The organism is Pseudoalteromonas sp. SWXJZ10B (genome assembly GCF_015864475.1).
Taxonomy (GTDB): Bacteria; Pseudomonadota; Gammaproteobacteria; order Enterobacterales; family Alteromonadaceae; genus Pseudoalteromonas; species Pseudoalteromonas arctica.
Window position 1 is genome coordinate 405017 of record NZ_JADYXD010000001.1, and the last position, 26440, is coordinate 431456.

The 26440-nt window shown below is 38.8% G+C and carries 18 protein-coding genes; 9 read left to right on the forward strand and 9 right to left on the reverse strand.

What is annotated here, in order from left to right; genetic code table 11:
- Positions 1-206: 206 nt before the first annotated feature.
- On the reverse strand, positions 207-4229 hold the full coding sequence (locus tag I6F54_RS01780; RefSeq protein ID WP_197139446.1) for a rhombosortase-dependent M36 family metallopeptidase: 4023 nt from the start codon (positions 4227-4229) through the stop codon (positions 207-209).
- 149 nt (positions 4230-4378) lie between these two features.
- Between I6F54_RS01780 and I6F54_RS01785 the strand changes: the two genes are divergently transcribed.
- The 6 genes from I6F54_RS01785 to I6F54_RS01810 all read left to right on the forward strand — a co-directional run bounded on the left by I6F54_RS01785 (position 4379) and on the right by I6F54_RS01810 (position 12346).
- A complete protein-coding gene (locus I6F54_RS01785; RefSeq protein WP_024592711.1) occupies positions 4379-4903 on the forward strand; it encodes a hypothetical protein in 525 nt (174 codons plus the stop codon).
- 813 nt (positions 4904-5716) lie between these two features.
- Positions 5717-7528, forward strand: a complete 1812-nt coding sequence (locus tag I6F54_RS01790) for a glycoside hydrolase family 3 protein (protein WP_197139447.1) — start codon at positions 5717-5719, stop codon at positions 7526-7528.
- 1 nt (position 7529) lies between these two features.
- The gene (locus tag I6F54_RS01795; protein ID WP_165727923.1) at positions 7530-8261 is read left to right on the forward strand and encodes a 5-oxoprolinase subunit PxpA; all 732 of its coding nucleotides are present in this window, start codon (positions 7530-7532) and stop codon (positions 8259-8261) included.
- Between the two features lie 343 nt (positions 8262-8604).
- A complete protein-coding gene (locus I6F54_RS01800; protein ID WP_197139448.1) occupies positions 8605-9291 on the forward strand; it encodes a 4'-phosphopantetheinyl transferase family protein in 687 nt (228 codons plus the stop codon).
- A 447-nt stretch (positions 9292-9738) separates the two neighbouring features.
- On the forward strand, positions 9739-11805 hold the full coding sequence (locus tag I6F54_RS01805) for a TonB-dependent receptor (protein ID WP_165740910.1): 2067 nt from the start codon (positions 9739-9741) through the stop codon (positions 11803-11805).
- A gap of 79 nt (positions 11806-11884) precedes the next feature.
- A complete protein-coding gene (locus I6F54_RS01810; protein WP_166377515.1) occupies positions 11885-12346 on the forward strand; it encodes a hypothetical protein in 462 nt (153 codons plus the stop codon).
- A 423-nt stretch (positions 12347-12769) separates the two neighbouring features.
- Here I6F54_RS01810 and I6F54_RS01815 read toward each other — a convergent pair whose 3' ends face one another.
- The 4 genes from I6F54_RS01815 to I6F54_RS01830 form a co-directional block, all read right to left on the reverse strand.
- Positions 12770-13573, reverse strand: coding sequence for a heme ABC transporter ATP-binding protein (locus I6F54_RS01815; protein WP_166421815.1), 804 nt, complete (start codon positions 13571-13573; stop codon positions 12770-12772).
- Between the two features lie 3 nt (positions 13574-13576).
- Positions 13577-14629 (reverse strand): FecCD family ABC transporter permease, encoded by a 1053-nt coding sequence (locus I6F54_RS01820; RefSeq protein WP_197119013.1) that lies wholly within the window; start codon positions 14627-14629, stop codon positions 13577-13579.
- 2 nt (positions 14630-14631) lie between these two features.
- Positions 14632-15552 carry a heme/hemin ABC transporter substrate-binding protein gene (locus I6F54_RS01825; RefSeq protein WP_197119014.1) on the reverse strand — a complete coding sequence of 307 codons (921 nt, stop codon included), beginning with the start codon at positions 15550-15552 and terminating at the stop codon, positions 14632-14634.
- A 973-nt stretch (positions 15553-16525) separates the two neighbouring features.
- Positions 16526-18127: an isocitrate lyase gene (locus I6F54_RS01830; RefSeq protein WP_165741547.1), complete on the reverse strand. Its 1602-nt coding sequence runs from the start codon at positions 18125-18127 to the stop codon at positions 16526-16528.
- 241 nt (positions 18128-18368) lie between these two features.
- Here I6F54_RS01830 and I6F54_RS01835 point away from each other — a divergent pair, with 241 nt between their 5' ends.
- Entirely contained in the window at positions 18369-20558 is a 2190-nt protein-coding gene (locus tag I6F54_RS01835) for a malate synthase G (protein WP_197139449.1), read from the forward strand.
- A gap of 210 nt (positions 20559-20768) precedes the next feature.
- On the opposite strand, the gene I6F54_RS01840 is transcribed toward I6F54_RS01835, so the two are convergent.
- The 4 genes from I6F54_RS01840 to I6F54_RS01855 form a co-directional block, all read right to left on the reverse strand.
- Complete coding sequence (locus tag I6F54_RS01840) at positions 20769-21494, reverse strand: YebC/PmpR family DNA-binding transcriptional regulator (protein ID WP_197139450.1); 726 nt, start codon at positions 21492-21494, stop codon at positions 20769-20771.
- A gap of 133 nt (positions 21495-21627) precedes the next feature.
- Positions 21628-22245, reverse strand: a complete 618-nt coding sequence (locus I6F54_RS01845; protein ID WP_024592706.1) for an HAD family hydrolase — start codon at positions 22243-22245, stop codon at positions 21628-21630.
- Between the two features lie 322 nt (positions 22246-22567).
- Positions 22568-23062, reverse strand: coding sequence for a DUF6702 family protein (locus I6F54_RS01850; RefSeq protein ID WP_007583614.1), 495 nt, complete (start codon positions 23060-23062; stop codon positions 22568-22570).
- Complete coding sequence (locus I6F54_RS01855) at positions 23062-25509, reverse strand: M1 family metallopeptidase (protein ID WP_197139451.1); 2448 nt, start codon at positions 25507-25509, stop codon at positions 23062-23064. Before I6F54_RS01855 ends, I6F54_RS01850 begins: the two co-directional genes overlap by 1 nt.
- Positions 25510-25803: 294 nt before the next feature.
- Here I6F54_RS01855 and I6F54_RS01860 point away from each other — a divergent pair, with 294 nt between their 5' ends.
- Together I6F54_RS01860 and I6F54_RS01865 are read left to right on the forward strand one after the other, a co-directional pair.
- The gene (locus I6F54_RS01860) at positions 25804-26040 is read left to right on the forward strand and encodes a hypothetical protein (RefSeq protein ID WP_166421454.1); all 237 of its coding nucleotides are present in this window, start codon (positions 25804-25806) and stop codon (positions 26038-26040) included.
- Between the two features lie 134 nt (positions 26041-26174).
- Complete coding sequence (locus I6F54_RS01865) at positions 26175-26411, forward strand: hypothetical protein (protein ID WP_002959190.1); 237 nt, start codon at positions 26175-26177, stop codon at positions 26409-26411.
- Positions 26412-26440: the final 29 nt, after the last annotated feature.

The window sequence follows — 26440 nt, forward strand, 5'->3', positions numbered from 1 at the left end:
ATTAAGCTTTAAGATATAAGTTGTTGATGTCGTATAAAAAGGCAATATGACTAATAGATAAGTCAAAGTGTATGGCCATGAGAAAGTTAATATGAGGTCAGGACTAAAAACATCACACTAAGTTTATAAAAAAGGCCAGAAGCAAAAGCTACTGGCCTTTCATTAAAGCCGTCATGTGTTTAGAGACGACGGGATGTTATTTAAACTTATTTACTAACGCTTTTACGACGTCTATTAAACCATACTAATGGAGTAAGTAATAAAGCTATAAAGCCAAAACTACCACCACCGCTAGATTTTGCTTCTGTTACAGGCACTGTTGCTACCGCTTCATTTTTTACCATTACAGTACTTTGTTGAGTCACAGTTGTTACACCATCACTTACGGCAACTTCAAAAACAAGCTCTTCATCTGCAGTAATAGCTGCAGGTGTGAAGCTCAAAGTTGCTGTATCAGTACCAGTGAGCGTAGCATCACTACCGCTAACCTGAGTCCAAGCATAAGTTAGTGTTTGACCATTGCGATCTGACGCTGTTGCTGTAATTGTTCCTGTAGCAGATTCAGTAATTTCCGCTGATGCGCTTTCGACTAAAACAAGTGGAGCTGCGTTATCACATGCTAGTGAATCACCCGCTACAAGTTCTGAAAATACAGGAGATAAAACGTTAGACATAGTTAGGTTATCAATCCACCAACCTAAATCACTTACTGCGCCATCTGATGAAATTCTAAAGCGTACTTTTACTAAGTTGCCGTTTAGAGCATCACCAAAGTTGATAGTTTCATAATTACCATACGCGCCACTATCTTGTACGTTATTACCTGTGTATGTTTCACGTTCTTGAAGCTCTTGAGAATCGTTTTCGATTAGAACAGCGTCATAGCCAACATCAAATGTGCCGCCAATTTCAGTAGCATCAACCCAGTCACCACCATTAACACTAACTTCTACAACACCACCATCCCAGTTTTCCTCGATACTATAGAAATGCCAGAATGAAATTTCAAAGTCGCCAGAGTAACCGACTTCGAATGACTTACTCTCTACTGCTACATCCGATTGGAAGCCATTATTTACAAGGCGCATTGCTTGTGTGCCTAGCCCAAAGCCACCTTGTTCAAAGAATGCAATATTACTACTATTATCCATTACTTGAGTGCCAGCAGCTAAATCACCACCAAACATTACGTTTTCTTTCAAATCTAATAGTGATGAACTTGCTACTTCCATATCATCTGAAACTACAGCTCCAACAGGCGTTTCTGATTTAAAGCCCATATTTACTTCAAACGTAAGTGTTTGATCAAGCGCTTCAACGATATCATCATCCGTTTCAATTTCAGGGAATGTGACTTCAATTTCTAGTGTTTCAGCTGTACCTGCTTCGTTCAAAGTAACTTTAATATCGTTACTTGTTATTGCTTCGTACGGTTGAACTTCACCAAAAGTAAGTAGGCCATCATTTTCAAATGTTACATCATGATCGCTTATAACTGTCAGTTGTGCTGTTGTACCACTAAGTACTTCACTACCACGGTTAGTAATTGTTACGCTAACCGTACTCGTTTCGCCTTTATCTAAAATATTGTCGTTAGTACAAAAACCAAGCTCTGTACCATTGTACATGTTGTTTAAGTCAGCACTTGCAAAAGCATAGCTAGAAAGCTGTGTTTTATCTGATTCAACTACACCAGTAAGGTCTTCACTGAAACGATCTGGCGATACTGCGCCAAGACCCATACCACGTTTAGCAAATGCGCCTACCATTAACTTGTAATCAGCAGGGTCTACTGCATAGGCAGCAGCTAAAATAGCATCACGTGCTTCAGTGTAGGTTGGTGCTATAGGTGTTAATTTGTAACCTGCAACTAAGTAATCTGCCATTCGAGTTTGTGCTTCATTAAAGCCATGCTCGTTAATAAGCGTTACGTAGTTTTCCCATAATACAGTTGCCCAAATTTCGCCGGCAGCATGAGGAGAAGCCACGCTTGTTGGTGAAATACCAATATCAGCACCAGCATTTTCAGTAATATGTCGGAACGATAATGCATTTACATCTGTATCAGTTGAATAAGGAAGACGACGAATACCGAAGTAGAAGTCTTCTACAAATGTGCCGCTACCATATGCTTTTTGGAACTTATCGTTACCTGTGATATTTATATCGCTTTCTTTAGCGATAAACATTAATGAGTGGAAATCGCCCCAGCCTTCGCCCATTGCGCGGCCTTGGAAGTTAATAAGGCCTGATGAATTACCGACTAAGCGGTTACTAATGTAGTGACCCCATTCATGAGCAATAATACCATTATCAAACGTACCATCTTTTAATGTTGCTTTGGTAAACATGTTTACAGTAACAACTTCACTAGCATCAATTAGGTCATACATTGCATGACCATCAGCGTAATTTAAACCCATATTTGGAATAGTTACAGTATCGTCTTCACCGCCCATTGGTGCCGGTTCTGCTGTATCTGGGTCATTATTAACAACGATAGTTGCTATTGCACCCGCATCTTGTGCATTTTTTACTTTAATTGTAAATGAGCATGAGCCACGGTCTACAATTGCAATTTTACCCGCTAGTACAGCTGCATTTATAGCAGGCTCACAACCATCATTCACACTTGTTGAATCTACTGTATTTCCATCATCTAAACGAACAACTTCTGCAGCCACATCACTGAATTGGTATTTACCAAAGCCAGATTCTTTTGTTGAAGCTAAAAGGCCTAAAGAGTCATGTGAAGTTACTGTAATACCAAAATCTACACCAACAACGGCATCTTTACTGTTGTACAAGTACATTTGCATACGTGGGCTAGCACCATCAGCTGGCGTAGACATATTTGCGTTATTACGACCTGAGTTATCTTGAGCCTGTGCTTCAATCGGGTCACCTTCTACGCCGCCACGACCAAAGTTAGATACTTGAGCTACATTTGACGTTTCATCAAAACCATGATCATAGAAAAAATCATGTAAAAAGTTATTCATATAAAACAAGTTAACAATAGCCGCTTTACGGTTTGCGTAGCTATTTGCAACTTCATCTACTTTATAAGGGTAGTCAAATGTGAAGTCTGCTGTTGTTTCAGCAGTAAAGTCACCTTCACTAAAGTCTTGAGGTGCAACCACATCTGCGTAAGCAAATACGTTATTACCTGATGTTGTCGTTGCATCATCAGCTAACCATGGGTCCATTGTGCTTAGTTTACTGTAGTAAGATAGAGATACCATTGGCGCGTCTAAAATCTCAGTCTCGTCTACTTGCCCTGGGCCATCTGCAGGAATTACGTCACCGTGCGGGCTTTCCATTGGGTAGCCATCTTGGTTAGCGTAAACACGGTAATTAAAGTCAGCTGCATGAGATTTCAAATCTTTCGCAAAATATACTTTGCTGTTATTCGAATCTACTACATAACTAAAGTAGTCACTTTCTAAAGAGCCAACTTCTGCTACTTCTACTTCAATGTAGTAAGCAGATTTAAGCTCGCCTGCAACTTCAAAAAACACTTCTTTTGCACGTGGTGTACCTAAAACAATCTTAGAGTCATCTAATGATTTAGCCTCATACTTTGCATATCCACCCTCGTTACCAATTTTACGAAGTGAGACATCAATATTTGCTAATTCACTAAATGCTTTTTTTATACTTTGCTCAGAGCTTACAAAACCCGTTAATGCAGCAAGTTTATTTTTAGATGACGACGTATCCGCAAAATAACCCGAGCTTGCTACTAGGTTGTACTCTTTATCCATTAACAAGTTGTATTCGCGGTTAAAAACTTCAACACCGTTTACTTGTTGCTTGTATTTTGCACTAATAGAACCGCGTTTTTGCTCTGATAAATCAACCATAACAGCAGAAGATGCTGTTGTTTTACGATTACTAATACCTGTTAAAGTTTCAATATAAAAGTCAGCAGCATATTGATTACGGTTATCAGCTGCGATTAAAGCCATGTCAGGCTTACGCTGACCTATTGCTTGCCATAAAAATGTTGCTTTACCCATTTGTGCATCGTAAATAGATTTTTGACCCGATACAGTGGCGCGTTCGGCTAAGGTTCTCTGCTGAACAGCAGCTAAAGAAGTACCCTGAGTAACTGCATTTGTAGCACTTACATCATAAAATCGGGTTTGTTCAGCGGCCGTTAGCTCACCTGCTGCTAATGTTGATGCTACAACTATGGCAATAGTTGTTAATTTAAATTGAGACATGTATCCACCTGTTTGTATTTATTATATTAAAGTACTTAATATTTTTTAATTGATTATTTTATGTAAACGCATAGTTAAGTTGTTAATATACATACTTGAATGAAGCTGAATAGCTTTAAATTTAGAGAAAAGTAAACAAAGGTAAACGAATGCAAAAAATAATTTTTATAAGTTCAGTGCCAATAATTGCAGCTTTATTACTATCTGCATGTAATAACAGTGAAAAAACAGAGGTTAACAACTCTCAGGCGCTACCTAAAACAGCAGAAATCATTATAAAAGAACCATCTAAGAACCAGAAAACTGACACTATTTTTCCTAAAAAAGAAAGTAGTCAAGGTATTATGAAAAAAGCATCTAAAAGCATAAATTCATCGGGTGATAAGCTTATTTTTAACTCTGAGCAGTTATTTAAAGGCGACGTTATTTATAATCAGAACTTAAAGCAAAAAGGTGTAGTAACAGGTACTCTTACCATTACATTAAATACCGATTCTTTGCCTGATGAGTTAAAAAATAATTATGAGTTAGTTAAATCGACAGCTCACAATTACACATTACTTGTTGAAAAGGATGTTGATATTGCAGGATTATCTAAAGATCTAAACAATTATAGCTCAGTGAGCAATGTAGAAGTTGCAATTGATTACTCTCCTATCGAAACACACTTTTAATCAGCAACAATGCACTTACCACTACCATACTTATTAACATGGTAAAGTACTTTGTCAGCACATTTGTAAACTTGGTCTATTTCGTTACTACGCTCAGACCAAGTTGCAATGCCAATAGGAATTATTATAAATCCAATAGTTTACGTATTTATAGACTCAACGGTTTGACGTGATCGCTCCGCTATTTTGCGCACTTTACTGTTCTTATTAGGTAAAAAAATACAAATTCTTCTCTACCTAAATGCGCCACAATATTGTCTTTTCAAGATGATTTTTAGTTGAATAGGCAGGTTATTGCATTGCTGATTCTAAAGAGTATAAGTTGTTGATGCTAGTTTATTAGCGCAGGCATAGTTATTTTTAGTGTAAGTTTTTAACTGCTCCTTTTGTGCTTGGTAGGTAGAATAAAAGCGACTTACTAAAGTACTAATAAAGGCTGTAATCGTTAAATGAAAAATAAGAAATCGAAGATTAAGGCTATTAATAATTCTTTCGAAAATGAATGCCATCCTAAGTATTAGGCATTCAATACTTGCACCTATAATTGAGCATAAAGCCTGCAATTACACCCTATTAAAAATTTATTACCTAATATCAATAAAGCCAGAAAAAATATAACTTTTCACTAAGTTCAAAACTATAATTTTTCTTCAATTTTTACAATACGTTAATGGTTTTTGTAAAGAAAACCTTCTTTTGCAGTTACTTTAAAAAGTAGTTAAGCTGCATACATTTATCTACTTTTTAGCCTTGGAGTGTGTTTTGCTAAATAAGTGTATTGTACCGTCTATCGTTTTTTTATCTGGGTGTTTAATGCCATTACAATCCTCGTTTGCTAAACCCGTGCTTTCTCTTGAACAACAACTTGGGCAAAAGTTAATACTCGACTTTCGCTACTTTTGCCAGCAAGGAGCAAGTAATAAATGCCGAACTCCAATGACCGAGTTACCTAATGAGCTTGCTACCGCTATTGCTAAATACGATATTGGTGGAGTTATTTTATTTTCTGAAAATACCCAATCAATAGAACAAACCATTACGCTTAATAGCCAATTGCAAACAGCTGCAAGTAAATCCAGTAGTAAGCTGCCGCTATTTATATCAATAGATCAAGAAGGCGGACGTGTAGCACGGTTACCACGCGATGTTGCTACATCATTTACCGGTAATATGTCGATTGGCGCAACCTACAAAAAACACGGTACAAGCTTTGCCACAAAAACAGCAACGGTAATAGCGAAAGAGCTAAACTCGCTGGGTATCAATGTAAATTATGCGCCTACCGTTGATGTAAATATGAATCCCGATAACCCTGTTATTAACGTACGCTCATTTGGTGAAAACCCAGCACTCGTTAGTAAATTAGGCGCAGCTCAAGTTGCAGGATTTGAAAACAACGGTGTTATTACCTCGTTAAAGCACTTTCCTGGTCACGGCGATACAAACGTAGATAGCCATACAGGTTTGCCTAAAGTAAACCATGCAAAAGAAGTTATTTACGAGCAAGACCTAGCGCCGTTTAAACACATTATCGCCAAGCAAAACCCTGGCATGATAATGACGGCGCACATCCAGTATCCAGCGCTCGATAGCACAACGTTTGTAAGTGTTGATGGCAAAACCATGATAAAACCGGCAACAATGTCACGTGCAATCATTACTGATATTTTACGCGGTGAGCTTAATTACCAAGGTGTTGTAGTAACCGATGCGCTTGATATGGCTGGTATTAGTAACTTTTTTACACCAACTCAAGCGGTAATTAATACGTTTGCGGCTGGGGCTGACATTGCCCTAATGCCCGTTGAAATTAGAACACCCAATGACTTTAATAAGCTCGATGACCTTATTAAAGAGCTTGTTGCAGCGGTTAAATCAAAACAACTTGATGAGCAAGAAATAGCGCAATCTGCGATGCGTATTACCTCTCTTAAAAATAAATTTAGATTAAGCACTAATTTTGACCCTATTACCGCGCTTACAGAAGCTAAGCAGGTTATTGGCAGTGCTGCACATCGTGAAATAGAAGCGCAACTTGCTGTAGAGGCAATAACGCAGGTTAAAAATAATAACAGTACTTTGCCGCTTAATTTAAAAGCAGGAAGTAATGTTCATATTATTATGCCCGACACGCGTAAATGTATGGCAATGCAGCAAGCAATTGAAGCTACCAGCCAGCAAAAATTCACCTATAGCTGTAGTAGCTTACAAGGGGTCGACCCTGCACTCGCAAAAGCACAAATACACGCTGCTGATGTAGTGATAGCCGGCAATGCAACGCCTAATCAAAGTGCGGTAGAAATTGGCGGTATGGATGATTTAAAAGACGACCCTAATTTTGCACTTAATAATGCAGAGCAACCAAAAGCACTTGAGTCATTATTAGATATGGCAAAAGATGAAAATAAAAAAACTGTTTTTATAAGCTTAAGAGCCCCTTACGACATTGCTAAATTTGGCGATTATGCAAATGCTGTACTTGCATCTTACGCATATAATATTGATGTAGATAAAAACGATATTGTATCTGGGCCTGCTTTTACCGCCCTTGCAAAAGTGTTATTTGGTGAAGCACCTGCTAACGGCGTACTGCCTGTCACAATAAAATCGCGAAAGGCGCACTAATATGAAACTTAATTGCGATTTAGGTGAAAGCTTTGGCGCGTGGAAAATGGGGCTAGACGATGATGTAATGCCTCATATTGATATGGCTAATATTGCCTGTGGATTCCATGCTGGTGATGCTGATGTAATGGCAAATACGCTGCTACTTGCCAAACAGCATAATGTTCAAATTGGTGCTCACCCAAGTTACCCCGATAGGCAAGGCTTTGGTAGACGCTCAATGAATCTTAGCGAAAAAGAGCTTACACATTGCCTGCATTATCAAATTGCAGCGGTTGAAGGTATGGCAAAAGTGCAGGGATTAACACTTAGCTACGTAAAGCCACATGGTGCGCTTTATAACGACATGATGGCTGATGAAACAATATTAAACACTGTCATGCATGCCATTGCCATCTACCCAACCCCATTAAAGCTCATGCTACTTGCAACAGCTAAAGCACAAAGCCATCAGCAACTTGCCAAAACATACCAATTAACATTAATTTTAGAAGCCTTCGCGGACCGTCAATATACCGATGCAGGACTGTTAGTATCGCGGAATATTCCTGGTAGCGTGCATAATAAATCGGCACTGATTGCGCAAGTAAAACAATTGTTAACTACAGGCTGTGTAACAACTCAATCGGGAAAGGTATTACCTTTACATGCTGATAGTTTATGTGTGCATAGCGATAACGAAGCAAGCATTGCCCTTATTCAGGAGATCAAAGCTCTGTGCCAAACTCGTTAAACACTCAAAAACTAAGTAACCTGACTCTGGTTAAGAGATTTACTGCGTATTGAACCATGGTGATATTTAACTTTATTTTCTCTAGCCAGAGATTCTCAGTGAAAAAAAGACGAATTTACGCATCAATAGCGGGCCTATTGCAAGTAAATTCAACGCAGTTAGCGCTGAAAATAGCTGCTCGATATAGATTTATTATCCAGAGTTCAGGTTAATTAATCATGCATATTGTACATTACGCAATGAGCTTAAGCTCAGCACAGGTCATAAACTTTACTTTATTTATTATATTTTTAACGTACCATTAAAGCGCTACTCTTAATTTTAGGAAAAATGCAAATAGCATATGGAACTTTCCCCTTATACTCAGTTTACACCCTACCTTAGCCACAGCACTTTTTGTTGTAAATTTGATAGTAACCACTTTATTGATAGTGACTTTTCGAGTTATCAGATTTTTTCACCGCTGCAACTTCAAAAAGCAGTCACAAAACGAAAGGCCGAGTATTTGGCTGGCCGATTTTGTGCGAAAAAAGTACTAAACGCACTCGGTATTTCCTCTTTTGATATTCTTTCTGGCAATGATCGCGCGCCGATATGGCCTGATAAAGTTATCGCTAGTATTACCCATACTCAAGGGATTGCAATGGCAATGGCCTCTCAGCGCACAGATATCGCTGGCATTGGTATTGATATCGAACAGCTAATGAGCGCAAAACAAGAGCGAGAGCTACAAGAACAAATTTTGCACCCTAATGACTATCCTCAGTTTAGATTGTTCGCAGAGCAGGTATCACACCCGTTAACCATTATCTTCTCAGCAAAAGAAAGTATTTTTAAAGCTTTGTACGCAAATGTGAAACAATTTTTTGGCTTTGAAGCGGCTACGCTCATTGCCTTTAATGAACAACAACTGCAATTTAAAATAACCCAAGCACTTTCACCGCAAGTGCCTAAAGACACTTACTTAACCGTATTTTACCAATGTGACAAAAATATAGTGCTCACAGAGTGCGAATTCAAAAATTCCTAGTTATACCAACCTGCATAAACCTTTGAGCAATTTAACGAATTAAATTGCACTATACGTCGTTAAAATTTTTATTTGAAACAAATAGATAAAAAATTTGTCTAGGACCTGTTTATCTTTCGAGGTTAAATTTTCAGCCGTATGCTTGGTATTTAGGCAAGGCTGAGCTTATGTAGTGTGGTTATTCCCCATAAATAGGCGATAACGTTGAATAAATGCCAAATATGCGCTGCCAGTAGGGTAACGCAGGAGCCGTTACCAAGCCCACTAGGTTACAAACCTCACGCCGCGATTAAATCGCCCTAGATTGAAATAACAGCCAAACCACCTCTCTACTGATTAACAATTAAGTTAAAAATACAACATTAATTAACTTTAGTGTTGTATTTTAATACAATTGAATATAGCATTGAAAACAATTGTCATTTACATTTACAGAAGGGAATACCTGTGAAATTTAAGGATGTTTTAATCCCCCTCGCAGCACTTACATCTACTACAGCTTTAGCTAATACTGATAACAATGACGCAGTGGATCAAATGACCGTTATTGAAGTTACTGGAGAGTTATTATCAAGAAGTCTACTACAAAGTGGTAATAGCGTTGTTGTTTTCGATAGTAAAGAACTTGAAAGCCGCCCCGAATTAAGAACCGTAAGAGACGTACTAAGCGAAATTCCAAACATCACAATGGTCACTGGTACTGGTAAAGCTCCAACAGTAAGGGGTATTGATGGTACTGGAGCTGCAGAAAACGCGAATGCATTTTTTGCAGGCAGCAGAGCACGCTTAAACTGGCAAATTGATGGTCGTTCAGCTACTTATAACGAAATAGTTTTTGGCGATTTAGGTATTTGGGACCTTGAACAAATTGAAGTTCTCAGAGGGCCACAAAGTACTTTAGCTGGGCGTAATGCAATAGCAGGTACAATACGCGTAGAAACACAAGATCCGACGTTTGAACAAGAGTTCACAATTCGTGCTGAAGGCGGGAATTTAGACCAAAAACGACTTTCAGCTATTTATAATCAACCTCTTTCTGAGCAGTTTTCCTTACGAATTGCAGCAGATCAATTTGAACGTAGTTCATCTGTTGATTATGAATCTTACCCTGGTGTTAAAGACCCAGCTGACATGGAAGGCCGTGCAATTAGAGGGAAATTACTTTATGAGGGCGATGACAAATACGGTACACGCGTTGTTGTCACACTAACCGATAACAAATACAGTGGTCCAAATAGTGAAATCATTGATTATCCATTTGATCAGCGTCGTTCTAACTTTCCGCAACAACCCGTTCATGTTACGCATACTAAAAGCTTAGGCATTGAATACAGCGCATCATTAACTCAACAACTACAGTTAGAGGTAACGGCTTCAGCAACAGACTTTAATTTTGAACGTAAATCTACGCCAGATGGTTCTAAAGCGAATATTGATAACAAAGAGTTTGTGATAGAACCTCGTTTACGCTATCAAGGTGATAACGGCGAACAATGGGTTATTGGTAGTCGCTACTACACTTCAAAACAAGATGATTGGATCCAATTCATTGTAAAACAAAGCTTTACTGATGATTCAGATAATTTTGCAATTTACTCTGAGGGTGCCCTCCCATTTAGTGACAAATTTGAGCTAACGGCAGGTTTACGCTACGAAAAAGAAAATCGCAAACGTGAAGGCGGTGATCCTGATAGAGCGATTGCAAAAATAGAATCTGATAACGACTACAGTGCCTTATTACCTAAGCTTGGGCTCAGCTACCAAGTAAGTGATACGCATATTGTCGGTTTACAATTATCTCGCGGGTATAATGCAGGCGGCGGCGGCATTTCCTTTGGCGCACCAATTGTTAACTATGAATATGATGAAGAGTACGTAAACTCTTTAGAAATCTATGGTCGTCAGCAATGGGCTAATAACAGTATAAGCACATCTCAAAACCTGTTTTATTCGCAATATACAGACATGCAACTACCTTTTGATTTAACACCTGAAAACTCACGTGATGAAGCTTATGTAGTTAGAAATGCAGACGAAGTAACTACTATTGGTTTTGAATTTAATGCCGATTGGCAGATTAATGATCAGTTCAATCTTTATGGTGGTTTTGCACTGTTAGATTCTGAGATCACTGATTATCCAAACTCAGGCCTAGAAGGGAACTCATTACTTACGGTTCCTTCTGCTTCTATGAAATTAGGGACCACATGGCAATCAAATAATTGGGTTGTTAACGTTAGTGGCCAGTACACTGATGGCTGGTATACCAGTATTTCAAACGATGAAGGCGGTAAAACAGACGCTTTTGCGACCTTTGATACAAGTTTGAACTACGTTATCTCTGAGCAAGCTAAAGTGTATCTTTCAGTACGTAATATTTTTGATGAAGATGCTCCTGTTGCATTGTATCCAGGTACAGCACCTGCTGATAGCAATGAACCTGATACTAACTTTGATACAGCAGTATTGACCCAACCAAGAACTATTAGTGCGGGCATACAGTATACATTCTAATCAATCAGATTTTTCCACAGCAAAGCTAAATCATTTGCCGTGAAAAAATCTATAAAATCAATAACAAAGGTTATTAAGTATGACAACAATTAAATACGATAGCAGCCTCTGGCCATTAGCTGTAACAGTAGCAAAGGGGGAGTGCACGCTAGCAATGCACTTAGACTCTTTAATATCATGGGATCGTTGGTTTGATAGAGCTGAAGCATTTATTGTAGTGCGTGTTTATACAGATGAAGCATCCTTACAACACCCTAAAGGGGCGGGTCCTGCAACACAAGAATGGCTTAAAAATGGTGCGGCAGAGAAAATGCTACAACTTGTTCAAGCGATGCTTATCGTTGTTCCTGAGGAGCAATATCAAAAATTGCAGAATATGAGCGTTCAAAAAGCCTTTGGTATACCTGGAGCCGTATTTAAATCACTTGATGATGCTGCAACATGGCTGCAGGCATCAACCAAAGAGATAGCGATACCTGAAAATATTGAATTACAAGATGTAGCTACACTTGTCCACTCTCATTGCGGTAATACCAATTAGCTTAATTAAGTGATCTATTTTGAGGTAAGCAAATCGTGTTAATAACAAGGCAATAAAGAGTTAATCGTCCCTCAAAGGGAAGCGCATGTTTGGTCTTTATGCTGCGTTATCGCCTATTTATGGGCAGTGACCACACTACATAGGCTCTGCCTTACCTAAAAACCAAACAGGCCGCTGTAAATTCAACCACCAAAATTCAACATGCCCTAGTTATACCAATACCAATAAATAGCTGATCTATTTTACTTGCTAAAACAACCCATTTCTTTGTTGTAAATTTCGTAAAGGGAACAACCATTTACATCAATTTACGCCTAGAACTGAATTATTTTTTTTGCGTAAAATTTAGATCACATACTTAATGGAATTGGTATTACCCCTTTATAAAAACACTCAATAATATGTAATCGATACAACTTAAAATCATATATTTGTGAGTGTTTTTTCCGCCACCATAATGTGGGGAAGTACATCTTCAATATCTGTTTGCAGCTTTGCATTAATATTATAAACATTACTTAAATGGCGCTGTGTTAGTACTTCTTCAGGCGAGCCATGAGCAACAACTTTTCCTTTATCAAGCATGTAAATTCGATCTGCAAAGCTCGCAGCAAGTGATAAATCATGAAGAACAGCAACAACTCCCGCGCCTTGTTTTGCGGTTGTAACGGCTTGGTTCATGACTTCATATTGATGATATAAATCTAAGCTAGCAGTTGGCTCATCAATTAATAAATAAGCATTTTTTTGCTGAGTTAAACTTGGCTGTAATTGGCACAATACACGAGCTAATTGAGTACGTTGCTTTTCACCACCAGAAAGCTGAGTAAAGCATTGCTGTGCTAGGTGAGTAATCCCTACGGCTTTCATTGCATCATTAGAGAACTGTTTCAAGGTAGCCTGCGTGCACTGTTCTTGATGACTAAAATGCGCCATATCAACAACTTCATTAACGGTGAAAGGAAAATCTAACTCGTAGCTCTGGGTTAATACCGCCCTTAATTTAGCAAGCTCTAGCAAACTATACTCATTTAACTCTCGTTGATTAATATTTACAGTTCCGCCACTTAACGGTAAATCTCCTGATAATGCTTTCATTAATGATGATTTACCTGCGCCATTGGGACCAATGATAACTACAATTTCATTTGGTTTTACATAAAAATCAATATTATCCAGCAACGTTTTATGTTTAATTTTTACGCTAAGTTGGTTGCCAATTAACATAGTTCACTTTGCTCCTTGGTAAGTTTTTAACAGCATAATCAAAAAGAATGGACCGCCAATAGCACTGGTTATTAGACCAATGGGGACTTCTGCTGGTAGCATTATGGTACGGGCAAATAAATCAGCAAGGCTAAGCATTAATGCTCCCCCTAACATACAAGCTGGTAATAAATAACGGTGATCTGGGCCTAATATTAAGCGCATAATATGCGGTACTATTAAGCCGACAAAACTAATAACGCCCGTAATTGCGACGGCTGCTGCTGTACAAAGTGCCGTATATATAAAAACCTGCTTTTTCAATTTAGTCACATTAATGCCGACATGCTTCGCTTGAGCCTCTCCTAATAAATACACGTTAAGAGGTTTAGATAAACGTAATAAACCAATACAACAACCAATAATAATACCGAGTGTTGGCATTATCATCGCAAGGTGATTTCCCGCCAAAGAGCCCATACTCCAAAATGTTAAATCACGCAATTGTTGCTCATTACTTACCAGTGTTAAGATACCGATAATAGCGTTTACAATCGCATTTACGGCAATCCCTGCCAGTAGTAGGCTAACAATAGTAAAACGCCCATTTTGCGCGCCCAACCGATAGATAAACATGCATACCGCAATACAACTCAAAAATGCCCCTACAGGCACCGCATAGTAGCCTAAGTTGTCGCTAAAATTAGCAAACAAGCTTGTTCCTAATACAATAGTTGCTACTGCACCTAACGCTGCACCACTGGCAATGCCAATCAAGCCAGGATCTGCTAATGGATTTCTAAATAAAGCTTGCATTGCAGCACCGCAGGTTGCTAAACCAGCTCCAACAACCATCGAAAGTAGAATACGAGGAAGGCGGATCTGCCAAATTATAGCGTGCTTAAGCTGATCATCTACCGGCTGGGTTAGCATAAGCATCGTCTCGCGCAGCGTTATCACAACCCCTCCCTGACTTAGGGCAATAAAAAATACCAATATACAAATAATAAACAAAACAGGAATAGATAAAACCCGTATCCGTTGTTGCGCTAATAACCTATTTCCTAACGCCAGCATAGCTATCGCTCGTCCTGTTGTTTTGTGCTGTTTTCAGCTAATTTTAAAAATCTATATTGATAGCCATCCGGCAAGCGTGTTTTAGGATAAAATGCATGCGCTAGTTCTACCGCGGCTTGAGGCGTTCTAGGGCCCATACTTAACAAATAGAGCGCATCAAAATTGTAAATACGTCCATTTTTTATCGCATTTGAATATTTAAAAACAGATAATATTTCAGCGCTTGGTTGCTGATCATTGGCGCCAATTCCCATACTAATAATCACATCAGGATTTAGTGCTAATGCGGCCTCGCTTGAAATCGTCTGCCAGTTAACCATTGTTTGAGCCATCATATTCACTCCACCTGCAATAGTTACCAACTCATCAGCAGTTGTCTCTGCCCCTGCAACCATAAGTTGACTACTGCGGATAACCAAAACCTTAGGTTTAGTACTTGTTTGCTCTAAAATATATGACAAGGCCTTGCGGTCCGCTTGCAAAGAGTCTGCGAGCATATTGCCCTTACTCACAACATTTAATTGTTTGGCTATTTGCTCTATTTTATTTTCAATACGCCAAAAGTTGTCGTTTTCATGCAAGATAACCAAGTTAGCGCCAGTGAGCTTTAATTGCTCAACCATTTTTTTAGGACCAATATCTGATTCAGCGAGGATAATATCTGGATTTAATGACAACACACCTTCAACGCTTATTTTGCGAACATAGCCAATTTGTGGCTTCTGAGTTGCAGCGGCTGGATAAACACTGGTGCTATCAACGCCAACAATGCGTTGTTGTTCACCAAGGGCGTAAATAACTTCTGTTATTGAGCCCCCTGCAACCACTATTCGCTGTGGGTTAAGAGGCTGCGGACTTGCATGTACATAGCTATTAGCAAGTAAAATAACAAACGGAATAAATAAAATAGATGAGAGTTTCATGATGTTAAACTTAAATTACAAATAAAAACAATAACAATAACAGTTTTTATTTGCAACTAGTAGCTTTTATTATGATTGTTTTAATGCCCTATAAAATTTAGTTTAACCTCTTAGGTAATAAGGTATGTGAGCTTTCGGAGTTAAATGATTTCAATTTAAAGGCTATTTAATCACGGCGTGAAATGTGTAACCAAGTCACCTCATACGGCCCGCATTACTCTAATGGCTGTATCCTTGTAAGAATAAGTAAAATACTGGGTAACAAAAGGGTTTCATCACCAAGTCAAACCTAAATAGCAGCGAGTGTCATTTATGCTTGCCATCACCTACTTATGGTAAATAACCACACTATGTAGGCTCTGCCTCGCCTGAATACCAAACAGGCTGCTGCAAATTTAACCTTGAAAGATTAACAGACCCTAAACTCTATGTAATAAATTTATAGTTTAAATAAAAGCCACTTCAAATAAGTGGCTTTTATATTTACCGCTATAGTATTCAAACTGTAAACCCCCTTTACACTTCTGTGACAATTAAATATCGGACTTAGCTAAAACTTCAGTTAGTAAAATTTCGGTTTATAGCCTTTTTTGTAACTTGAGTTGGTAAAATATCGGTTTGAGTCACTGTTTATACCCTCTCAGTTAGTAAAATTTTGTTTTATAGCAACGAGAAGTTAGTAAAAAATCGGTTTATAAATTCCCTCTGTTTGTCTATTAAAGCAAAAATCAGTCACTTATCCGCTTTTTTTAGTTGCTGTAAACGCTATTTACAGCAAAATCACCTAAAAAAGGTCGTTTTATGAAAGGTTAGTTAAACTCTGATCTGTAAATTTACTCAGGTAGTTAAATCGTGATCCAACATGATTAGGTTAGTTAAAGTCTGATCTGTAATTATGCTTCAATGTTCTAACTTTATTTAAAACAATAAAAAAGGGCCTATTGGCCCTTGAGTAACACTATCTAGTTAGGAATTAAAATTGGTTCATGGTGTTATCTTCACCACCGGCTTTTAGCGCATTATCACCAGAGAAGTATTCTTTGTGTGTATCGCCCATGTTAGAACCCGCTAAATCTTGGTGCTTAACAGAAGCCTGCTCACGGCGAATCTCTTGGCGCTGTACATCACGTACGTACGCCAGCATACCCATGTCGCCAAAGTAACCTTCTGATAAAATATCAGTGCTTAGCGCAGCTGTATGGTACGTAGGCAGAGTAATTAAGTGATGGAAAATACCAGCTTCACGTGCGCCATCGCGTTGGAAGTTTTGCACTAGTAAATCGGCTGCTTGAGCAAGCTCTGTTGCATCCATTTCTGGAGCCATTAAGCCTTTGTTGTCGCCAAGGCTTGGGTAAGCACTTAAGTCACGGCCAGCTTCTTGCCATTCTTGATATACTTGCTCACGGAACTTAAGCGTCCAGTTAAACGAAGGCGAGTTGTTGTATACCAGTTTTGCATTTGGCACGTGTTCTTTTACACGATTTACCAGCTCTGCGATTTGTTTAACATGTGGTTTTTCTGTTTCAATCCACAGTAAATCAGCGCCCGACTGCAAGCTCGTAATACAATCTAGAACTACGCGGTCTTTTTCAGTGCCTTCGCGGAATTGAAATAAACCGTTATCTAGGCGAGTTGGTTTACATAACTGGCCATTAATTTTCATTGCCGTGTCGCCTTCATTTAAGTCATCAACACCGTTAATTGGCGTGGTTTCTAAAAATGCATTGTACTGGCTTGCTAAATCACCAGGTGTTTGCGACACAGGTACTTTTTGAGTAAGGCTGGCACCTAATGAATCTGTGCGTGCCACAATAATACCGTTATCAATACCGAGTTCTAAAAAAGCGTAACGTACTGCATTGATTTTTGCTAAAAAGTCTTCGTGCGGTACTGTAACTTTACCCGCTTGGTGACCACATTGCTTAGCGTCAGACACTTGGTTTTCTATTTGAATGGCACACGCACCGGCTTCAATCATTTTTTTAGCGAGTAAATAAGTTGCTTCTTCGTTACCAAAACCAGCGTCAATATCAGCAATAATTGGCACAACATGGGTTTCAAAGTTGTCTATTTTATCAATAACCGCTTGAACGTCACCGCCATTCGCTTTTGCTGCATCTAGGTCATTAAATAAGTGGTCAAGTTCGCGTGCATCAGCTTGCTTTAAAAACGTATAAATTTCTTCAATTAATGCAGGAACCGACGTTTTTTCGTGCATGCTTTGATCTGGCAGCGGGCCAAATGCAGAGCGAAGCGCTGCAACCATCCAGCCACTTAAGTACACATAGCTGCGTTTAGTTGTTTTTTGGTGGCGCTTAATAGCCATCATCATTTGTTGGGCAGTAAAACCATGCCAACACCCCAAAGACTGTGTGTACTGGCTTGTGTCTGCGTCATATGCAGCCATATCTTCACGCATTACGTCTGCTGTGTATTGCGCAATTTCAATCCCAGTACGAAAGCGGTTTTGTAAACGCATACGGCTTGCGTATTCAGGGTTAATAGCTTTCCATGGGCTGCCTTGAGATTGGCAAAGAGTAGAAAGAGTGTCTGTTTCGCGTTGATATGTTGTCATAATAAAATCCTTCGAACGAGTGTGTAAATTATTTTAATGTTGTGAGAGTGGCTAGGAGTGTGTGCTCCGTTTCGCTTGATTCAACATTAGGCTCATTTTTTAGATTTAGTAAATTTATAGTTATTATTGCGGCTATACATTTTGTGAATGGCTAAAAAGCACTCAACATTGCTTTTTTGAGTTATTGTTGCCTTAACGCACAAGCACACAACAACATCGCGACCGTTTAAGGAAGGCAATTATGTCCCACACTCTCACACATTCAGGACTCAGCGTAGACACACAACTTGCTGATTTCGTTAAAAACCAATTACTCCCTGGCACGCATTTGAGTGAGCAGCAGTTTTGGCAAAACTTTGCACATATAGTGCAAACACTTACCCCTACAAACACAGCATTGCTTGAAAAGCGAGAGCTGCTTCAAAAGCAAATAGACGACTACCATCTTGCTAATAAAGCGTGGGATAGCGTTAAGTACCAAGCCTTTTTGCAAGATATTGGTTATTTAGTAAAAGAGCCTGCCAACTTTGAGATTGAAACTCAAAATGTAGAACCCGAGGTAGCGCTTACAGCAGGGCCTCAGTTGGTTGTGCCTGTAAGTAACGCACGCTTTGCACTTAATGCTGCTAACGCACGTTGGGGTTCGTTATACGACGCTTTATACGGCACTGATGTGTTAAGCGAAGAAGACGGCGCCGAAAAAGGCACTACTTACAACCCAGTACGTGGTTTTAAAGTCATGGCCTACGCTCGTCAGTTTTTAGATAAAGCATTGCCGCTGACTAATGGCTCGCACATAGAAAGCACTAATTATTCAGTAGTAGATGGCGCACTTTTAATTACGTTACGTGATAGCTCTCAAACCACATTAGCCGACCCATCTCAGCTTATTGGCTATCAAGGTGAAGCGCAAAATCCTACTGTAGTATTATTAAAAAACAATGATTTACACATAGAGCTACATATCGATCACCACCACATTATTGGCCAAGCAGATAAAGCAGGCTTAAAAGATGTAGTGTTAGAGGCCGCACTCACCACCATTATGGACTGTGAAGATTCAGTAGCTGCAGTAGATGCAGAAGATAAAGTACAGGTTTATAAAAATTGGCTTGGTTTGATGCAAGGTAACTTAGTTGAATTGTTTAAAAAAGGCGATAAAACCGTAGAGCGTACCCTACAAAGTGATAAAATATACACCGCACTTGACGGCGGCACCGTTACTTTAAAAGGCCGCAGCATGATGTTTGTTAGAAACGTTGGCCATTTAATGACGAACCCTGCTATTACCGATGTGTACAATCAACCGGTATTTGAAGGCATTATGGATGCGATGTTTACAGCCACCGCTGCCCTGCACGACCTAAACAAAAAAACAGGTATAAAAAATACCAGCGCGCAAAGTATTAATATAGTAAAACCAAAAATGCACGGCCCTGAAGAAGTGGCGTTTACTAACACTTTATTTAGCCTAGTAGAGGAAGCGCTAAGCTTACCTAAAAACACCCTTAAAATGGGTATTATGGATGAAGAACGCCGTACATCTGTAAACCTAAAAGCCTGTATTCATGCAGCTAAAGAGCGTGTGGTATTTATCAACACCGGATTTTTAGATAGAACCGGCGATGAAATTCATACCTCTATGCAAGCGGGTGTTGTACTTCCAAAAGCACAGATTAAACAGCAATCATGGATAAGCGCATATGAGGATCGCAATGTCGATATTGGCCTTGCTTGTGGCTTAAGTCATAAAGCACAAATTGGTAAAGGCATGTGGCCAATGCCAGATAAAATGGCATTAATGATGGAGCAAAAACTAGCACATCCTAAATCAGGCGCTAATACAGCATGGGTGCCCTCCCCTACAGCCGCTACTCTGCACGCAATGCATTATCACGATGTAAACGTATTTACCGAGCAGCAAAGTATTGCTAAACGTACTATTGCTAGCCTTAATGACCTGCTTACACCGCCGCTAATGGCAGACCCTAAAACGCTTTCAAAAGAAGATATTCAAAGTGAGCTAGAAAACAACGCACAAGGCATTTTAGGTTACGTTGTACGTTGGATTGATCAAGGTGTTGGCTGCTCAAAAGTACCCGACATTAACCATATCGGGCTAATGGAAGACAGAGCAACACTGCGTATTTCAAGCCAGCATATGGCTAATTGGTTGCTAAATGGCGTGTGTTCACAGGCGCAAATAAAATCAACAATGGCTAAAATGGCCAAAGTAGTTGATGGTCAAAACGAGCACGACACTGCGTATACACCCATGGCAATAAACGAAGAAACCCTTAATAACAGCATTGCGTTTCAAGCTGCACTTGCACTGGTTTTAGAAGGCGCAACACAACCGAGTGGTTACACTGAACCACTACTACATAGCTACCGTATAAAATATAAAGCACAAAAAACGAATACGCTTTAAGCGCTTAAGCAAAGTTCAGATTAAGTACTAAACCAGCTTTTAAGCTGGTTTTTTATCGCCTAAAATTAGAATAACAGCACTTTTAAGGCATTTTAAAAATATATATTCAAATAAGCATAATACACATGAATATCTAACATTTATTCAAACGTAAAAAAGCGTGTTTTGCATACACAAAACACGCTTTTTAAATCTTTTAGCTAATTAAATCTAATTTTTTACAATAGCATTGTGATAAATGTTTTGTACATCGTCACAATCTTCAAGCATATTTATAAACTTATCAAAGTTAGCAATAACTTCTTCGTCTTCAATTACAATATTAACTTGAGGAATAAACGTAATTTCGTCAACTTCAAAGTTAATGCCTTCAAATGCGTCTTCAAGGGCAGTTTTAGCTTTAAAGTATTCTGTTGGCGGTGCAAATACCGATATTTTACCGTCCTCGGCTTCAACATCGCTAACATCAACATCAGCCATCATTAATGCTTCTAATACTATTTCGTCGTCATCACCCGCAAAGCCAAGTACCGCATAATGATCAAACATATGTGCTACGCAGCCAGGAGTACCAATTTTTGAGTCTGTTTTAGTAAACGGTAAGCGTACATCTTTAATTGTACGGTTCGGATTGTCAGTTAAACAGTCAACTATAACCATGCAATTACCAGGACCATAGCCTTCGTAACGGGCAACAGAGTAATCTTCCCCTGCGCCACCGGCTGCTTTTTCAATTGCTTTATCGATAACGTGCGCGGGTACTTGGTCTTTTTTAGCTTTTTCGATTAGACGGCGTAGTGTTTGATTTACTTCGGGATCGGGATCGCCACTTTTTGCTGCAACGTAAATCTCTTTACCATACTTTGAGTTTACTTTTGTTTTTGCATTAGCTGTTTTGATCATAGAACTTTGACGAACTACAAATGCTCTGCCCATTTTTTGCCCCTAATGAATACGTTACGTTTTGCGGTATTTTACCAATTCAAAACGTATTGGGCTAGGAACAAACGTTATTTTGTAATTTAAATAACGTAGCACTTATTCTTAAATAAATTTAATAGTGCGCTATTTAACATAACTCTATTTTTTCAGAATAACTCTCAACTAATGTCACTAATTCAACAAAGTCATGTAAAACGTAATCTGCCTGATCGGCATAAGCAGGCGTTGACTCTGGAGCGTATAAACACGCGCGCATATTTGCATTGTGCGCAGCTTGAATGTCGTAAAGGTAATCGCCTACATAAAGTAAATTTCTGGCGTTAATGTTCCAAAGTGTAGCAATGGCATTTAAAGCGCTGGGATCTGGCTTTGCTGGGGCATCGCTTCGTGTTAAAACTGTACTGATAGGGAGTGGATTATTTTGTAATTTAATTGCCGCTGCTTTATCAAAATTGCGAGTAACAATCGCCATCGGAATATTTTTAGACTTTAAAGCATGAATAGCTTCACTCACACCAGGTAATATTCTGGCATGTTGTGCATCTATTAATTCGTGTTGGTGAACTATATTCATTGCCTCTTCACGCATATACGGTGAGGGCAACTGAGCAATGTAATCAAGTAAGTCTTGCTCGCAAGGGCAACCTATTTGGGCCTTTATTAATGCAAAATCTAATTCTGATGAAACCAATGTTCCATCTAAATCAAAAATCACTCCAAAAATAGCCTCAACCTGAGTAGTCATATCATTCCCTGAATTTAGTTATTACTAAATGAAATTTAAACATAAAATTCTCTACTGCTTATGCCCTAGGCCGGTAAATACAAAGGGATAAATGAAACTAACTATATTTAAATATTAATACGCACCATTATCAATCTATTGATAACAAAGTAATTTAAGTGCTTGATATATCATGCGCAAAAAAAGGTAAATATACAAATTGAACTCACAAATTTTACGTAAATTTACAAATAACAGATCAAACATGAACGCAGTTTAAACGTATGAAGAAAACGCGCACATAAACAACTGCTGTGCGCGTCGGTTGGGGAAGTTTTAAATATTAATTTTGCTCAAAGCGGGCTTCGAGCCAAGTATCATCTTGAGCAAAGTTTAAAGTTTTAATCTTACCTTTGCCCTCAACGTTTACCATATTTACCTGAGATGGCCATAAATCACGAAGTGCGCCATTACTCATTTTAATTCCTTCAATATTTTCAGGAATTGGTGCTTCTTGGTAAACCCAAAAAAACTTACCATCAACTTGTGCTCCCACAAAGTTAAGTGGTAAAGGTTCACCACTTAACGTTTGTAGAGCAACATGCGATTCAACATACTTAGCAAAACGTTGTTGGTCGGCTTTATTACTAATAATATCAATTTTGCCTTTAAACAATGTTCCTACGGCGTGTTCGGTATCATGTAAATAAAAGCGATGCATTAATTCAACATTATGCGTTCGTTTATTAAAAAGCACGGTTGTAACTGACGACTTTAGTTGATGCGCCATACTTGGCGCAGCAACTAAAAGGCAAACAATAATAAGCAAAAAGCGCATTATTGCTGCTCCTCACCGTCATCCTTTTCGTCTTTCTTCTCATCAGTTTTAAGCTCAGTTTTAATATCTTGCATGATATCGCGACTTACTTTAGCTTTACTCTTTTCCTTTTTAAACACTTCAATACGTGAAGGAATAATACGACGAGGGTAGTTATTGTTTTCAACATCTACGTCAGCTGTTTCCCAGCCTGGGTCAACAGTAACTGATACAAGCGGTTTGTTTTTATCGGTAACAATCAGCTTTTGAACGTTTTTATAATTACGACGCCAAATTTCAGCAGGAATATAGCGCTCTTCTTTAGTGCCATCTTCATATGTTAGCTCTAATAAAATAGGCATTACCAAACCACCAAGGTTTGAAAATTCCATAACGTAATAGTTTTTATCTTCTTCTAAAGCACGCTCAAGCGTTTTACGCTCCCACGGCTCTAAGCCTTTTAAAAACTTATTGTACGAGTTACGTTCTTTATTGGTTACAGTAAAACGGTCGTTTTCGTCATAAAAATCGGTAACATCAGAGTTTTTCTCAACCCATGTTTTTTTACCTTGTGCGCGGTTACGCTCAACAAATAATGAAGTAGGTTTGTCTGCTTCAATATCACGTAAACGGCTGTAATCAATATCAGGGTTTTTAGTGTCTAAACGTAGTTGATATACTTTATCTAAAGAGATATCTACATGGTCTGTGGTGTAAAACCAGCCACGCCAAAACCAATCTAAATCAACACCAGAGGCTTCTTCCATTGTACGGAAAAAATCAGCTGGAGTAGGGCGCTTGTATTTCCAGCGCTGAGCATACTCTTTAAATGCAAAGTCGAATAAGTCACGGCCTAAAATTACTTCACGTAAAATATTAAGGGCTGCTGCAGGTTTAGTATAAGCATTAGGACCTAAGCGTAATACACTGTCTGACTGAGTCATAACAGGTACTTGGTTTTCAGACTTCATGTAGCTCACTATATCGCGAGGCTCAACACCCCAAGGAATAGTAGGATCCCATTCACGACCAGCAACGCCATCTAAAAAGCTATTTAAGCCTTCATCCATCCACGTCCATTGGCGCTCATCTGAGTTAACAATCATTGGAAAGTAAATATGACCCACTTCATGAATAACTACGCCAAGTAAAAAGCGCTTTTCAGCTTGAGAATAAGTACGTGTACCATCATCTTGTAACTTAGTACGCGGGCCGTTAAAGGTAATCATTGGGTATTCCATACCGCCAACAGGGCCATTTACCGATTGCGCAGTTGGGTATGGGTAGTCAAAAGAATACTTAGAGTACACTTCCATTGTGTGTACTACCGCTTCAGTTGAGTACTTCTCCCATAAGTCACCACCTTCTTTAGGGAAGAACGACATTGCCATAACTAAAGGTTGAACGTCACCACCTTGCTGATAACCCTTTGCATCCCACATAAACTTACGAGACGACGCCCAAGCAAAGTCACGTACGTTTTGCGCTTTAAAGTGCCACGTTTTAGTTTTGTCGGTGCCTTCTTTTTCGTTTTCTAGCGCTTCTTCTGCGTTAACAATAAACACAGGACGCTTAGATGTTTCGGCTTGCTTTAAACGTTTACGCTGAGTACTCGTAAGTACTTTGCTCGCGTTATCAAGTTTACCTGTTGCCGATACAATGTGATCTGCCGGAACAGTAATCTCAACATCGTAATCACCAAACTCAAGCGTAAACTCACCTGAGCCTAAAAACGGCTTGTTTGTCCATGCTTCGTAATCGGTATAAGCCGCTAAACGAGGAAACCACTGAGCAATTAAGAATATGTCGTTGCCGTCTTCTTCAAAGTGCTCGTAACCAGAACGTGCACCCACTGCATCTTCTTCAACAATGTTGAAGGCAAAGTTCATGCTAAATTCGACTTCTTTACCTGGTTTTAATGGCTCGTTTAAATCGATGCGCATTAGGGTATCAACTACCGTTACACGTAGTTCTTTACCGTCGTCATCTTTAACGCCACTAATTGTATAACCAAGTTCGTTGTCGCTCATAAACTGTTGACGACGTAGCTCGCCTAAACTTAATTTAGCGGGCTTTTGGGCTGGTAAGCTTTCTAAAGTGCTTTTAAACGTTTTAGTTGTTTCGGCAATTGAGTCACTTTTAAAAATATTTTGATCTAACTGCAACCATAAATATTTAAGCGTATGTGGAGAGTTATTTTTGTATTCGATGTTTTGGCTACCCGTAATACGGTGCTTTTTTTCATCTAGTTTTACATCAATATCGTAATTAACTTGTTGCTGCCAGTATTTTTCACCTGGTTCGCCAGCGGCACTACGATAAACGTTTGGAGTTGGCAGTGCTTCGTCTAATTGACGAAATTTATCAACAAAAGAACCTTTTGTTTGCTCAACCGAAGACGCCATAGCTGCACTCGATATTGCCAATGGCAACATTAAAGCACTTAGCGTAAGACCTATTTTTTTCATTGTTAGTCCTAATATAATTTTGTGAGCGTACTTTGACAAAAATATCGGCAAGCTTCAATAAATTAGCGACCAAATACCGTATTTTTAGGGTGATGTTCACTTCGTTTTTTAGGTTAAAAAGTACAATTAATTTGTAACAAAATACGAATGGATAAAAACTGTAAAGGGGGTTTACAAACAGCAATTCGATTTAAAGTGTCAAAACAGGAACAAGCCCTTGAATTTAGGGTTTTCAGGCCTAATTCATAGTAATAGCTTAAATTAAAAGTAAGTCGCAATTTGTAGGGGCACGATATGAAATTTTACATTGTAAAAAAAGATCATCAGCTCGAAGCAATTCCTGCTAAAAAAGCATTACTTGAGCGCTATCAAGCAAACCATTACTCCTATGTAAATGTGGTATCGGGTTGTAATAAGCAAGATGCGCTTAAACGCCTATCTACTGAACAAAAACACAGTAAAAAGTGGCTATTAATTGGCGCAAATATTGCTGTGTTTTCAGTAATATTAACTATTTGTACGATAAATTAAAAATAGTGCATTTTTAGGTTGATCTTTAGTGCCGTTTATATTTAAAATCGCCAACCTTTTTATTTGAGGCAAATAAATTCGTCATATTTATCCTCAAATTAATATCGATTACTAGCAAGAAATGCGGTGGGCTTATGGATTTTTATATCCTAAAAAAACAACAAGAACTAATTGCGATTCCAGCAAGTGAGAATAACTGTAAGCAGTATCTCGATTCGGGTTATTTTTATATCGATAAAGTAGCAGCGTGCAACGAAACTAATGCACTAAAGGCGCTACACGCAAAACAAACTAAAACGTTAAAAATCCCATTATTAATGGCACTTTTAGCATTGCCGGTTGTTTTTTCAGCGTGGTACAGTTTAACCTAAAGTAATGCGGGTCTTAGGCTTGCATCTTT

Bases quoted from the DNA above. Each gene is read 5' to 3' on its own strand.
- I6F54_RS01835 (WP_197139449.1), top strand. From the start codon at position 18,369: ATGTCCCACACTCTCACACATTCAGGACTCAGCGTAGACACACAACTT.
- I6F54_RS01850 (WP_007583614.1), bottom strand. From the start codon at position 23,062: ATGCGCTTTTTGCTTATTATTGTTTGCCTTTTAGTTGCTGCGCCAAGT.
- I6F54_RS01840 (WP_197139450.1), bottom strand. From the start codon at position 21,494: ATGGGCAGAGCATTTGTAGTTCGTCAAAGTTCTATGATCAAAACAGCT.
- I6F54_RS01830 (WP_165741547.1), bottom strand. From the start codon at position 18,127: ATGACAACATATCAACGCGAAACAGACACTCTTTCTACTCTTTGCCAA.
- I6F54_RS01780 (WP_197139446.1), bottom strand. From the start codon at position 4,229: ATGTCTCAATTTAAATTAACAACTATTGCCATAGTTGTAGCATCAACA.
- I6F54_RS01815 (WP_166421815.1), bottom strand. From the start codon at position 13,573: ATGTTAATTGGCAACCAACTTAGCGTAAAAATTAAACATAAAACGTTG.
- I6F54_RS01785 (WP_024592711.1), top strand. From the start codon at position 4,379: ATGCAAAAAATAATTTTTATAAGTTCAGTGCCAATAATTGCAGCTTTA.
- I6F54_RS01795 (WP_165727923.1), top strand. From the start codon at position 7,530: ATGAAACTTAATTGCGATTTAGGTGAAAGCTTTGGCGCGTGGAAAATG.
- I6F54_RS01800 (WP_197139448.1), top strand. From the start codon at position 8,605: ATGGAACTTTCCCCTTATACTCAGTTTACACCCTACCTTAGCCACAGC.
- I6F54_RS01790 (WP_197139447.1), top strand. From the start codon at position 5,717: ATGCCATTACAATCCTCGTTTGCTAAACCCGTGCTTTCTCTTGAACAA.
- I6F54_RS01855 (WP_197139451.1), bottom strand. From the start codon at position 25,509: ATGAAAAAAATAGGTCTTACGCTAAGTGCTTTAATGTTGCCATTGGCA.
- I6F54_RS01820 (WP_197119013.1), bottom strand. From the start codon at position 14,629: ATGCTGGCGTTAGGAAATAGGTTATTAGCGCAACAACGGATACGGGTT.
- I6F54_RS01865 (WP_002959190.1), top strand. From the start codon at position 26,175: ATGGATTTTTATATCCTAAAAAAACAACAAGAACTAATTGCGATTCCA.
- I6F54_RS01825 (WP_197119014.1), bottom strand. From the start codon at position 15,552: ATGAAACTCTCATCTATTTTATTTATTCCGTTTGTTATTTTACTTGCT.
- I6F54_RS01860 (WP_166421454.1), top strand. From the start codon at position 25,804: ATGAAATTTTACATTGTAAAAAAAGATCATCAGCTCGAAGCAATTCCT.
- I6F54_RS01810 (WP_166377515.1), top strand. From the start codon at position 11,885: ATGACAACAATTAAATACGATAGCAGCCTCTGGCCATTAGCTGTAACA.
- I6F54_RS01845 (WP_024592706.1), bottom strand. From the start codon at position 22,245: ATGACTACTCAGGTTGAGGCTATTTTTGGAGTGATTTTTGATTTAGAT.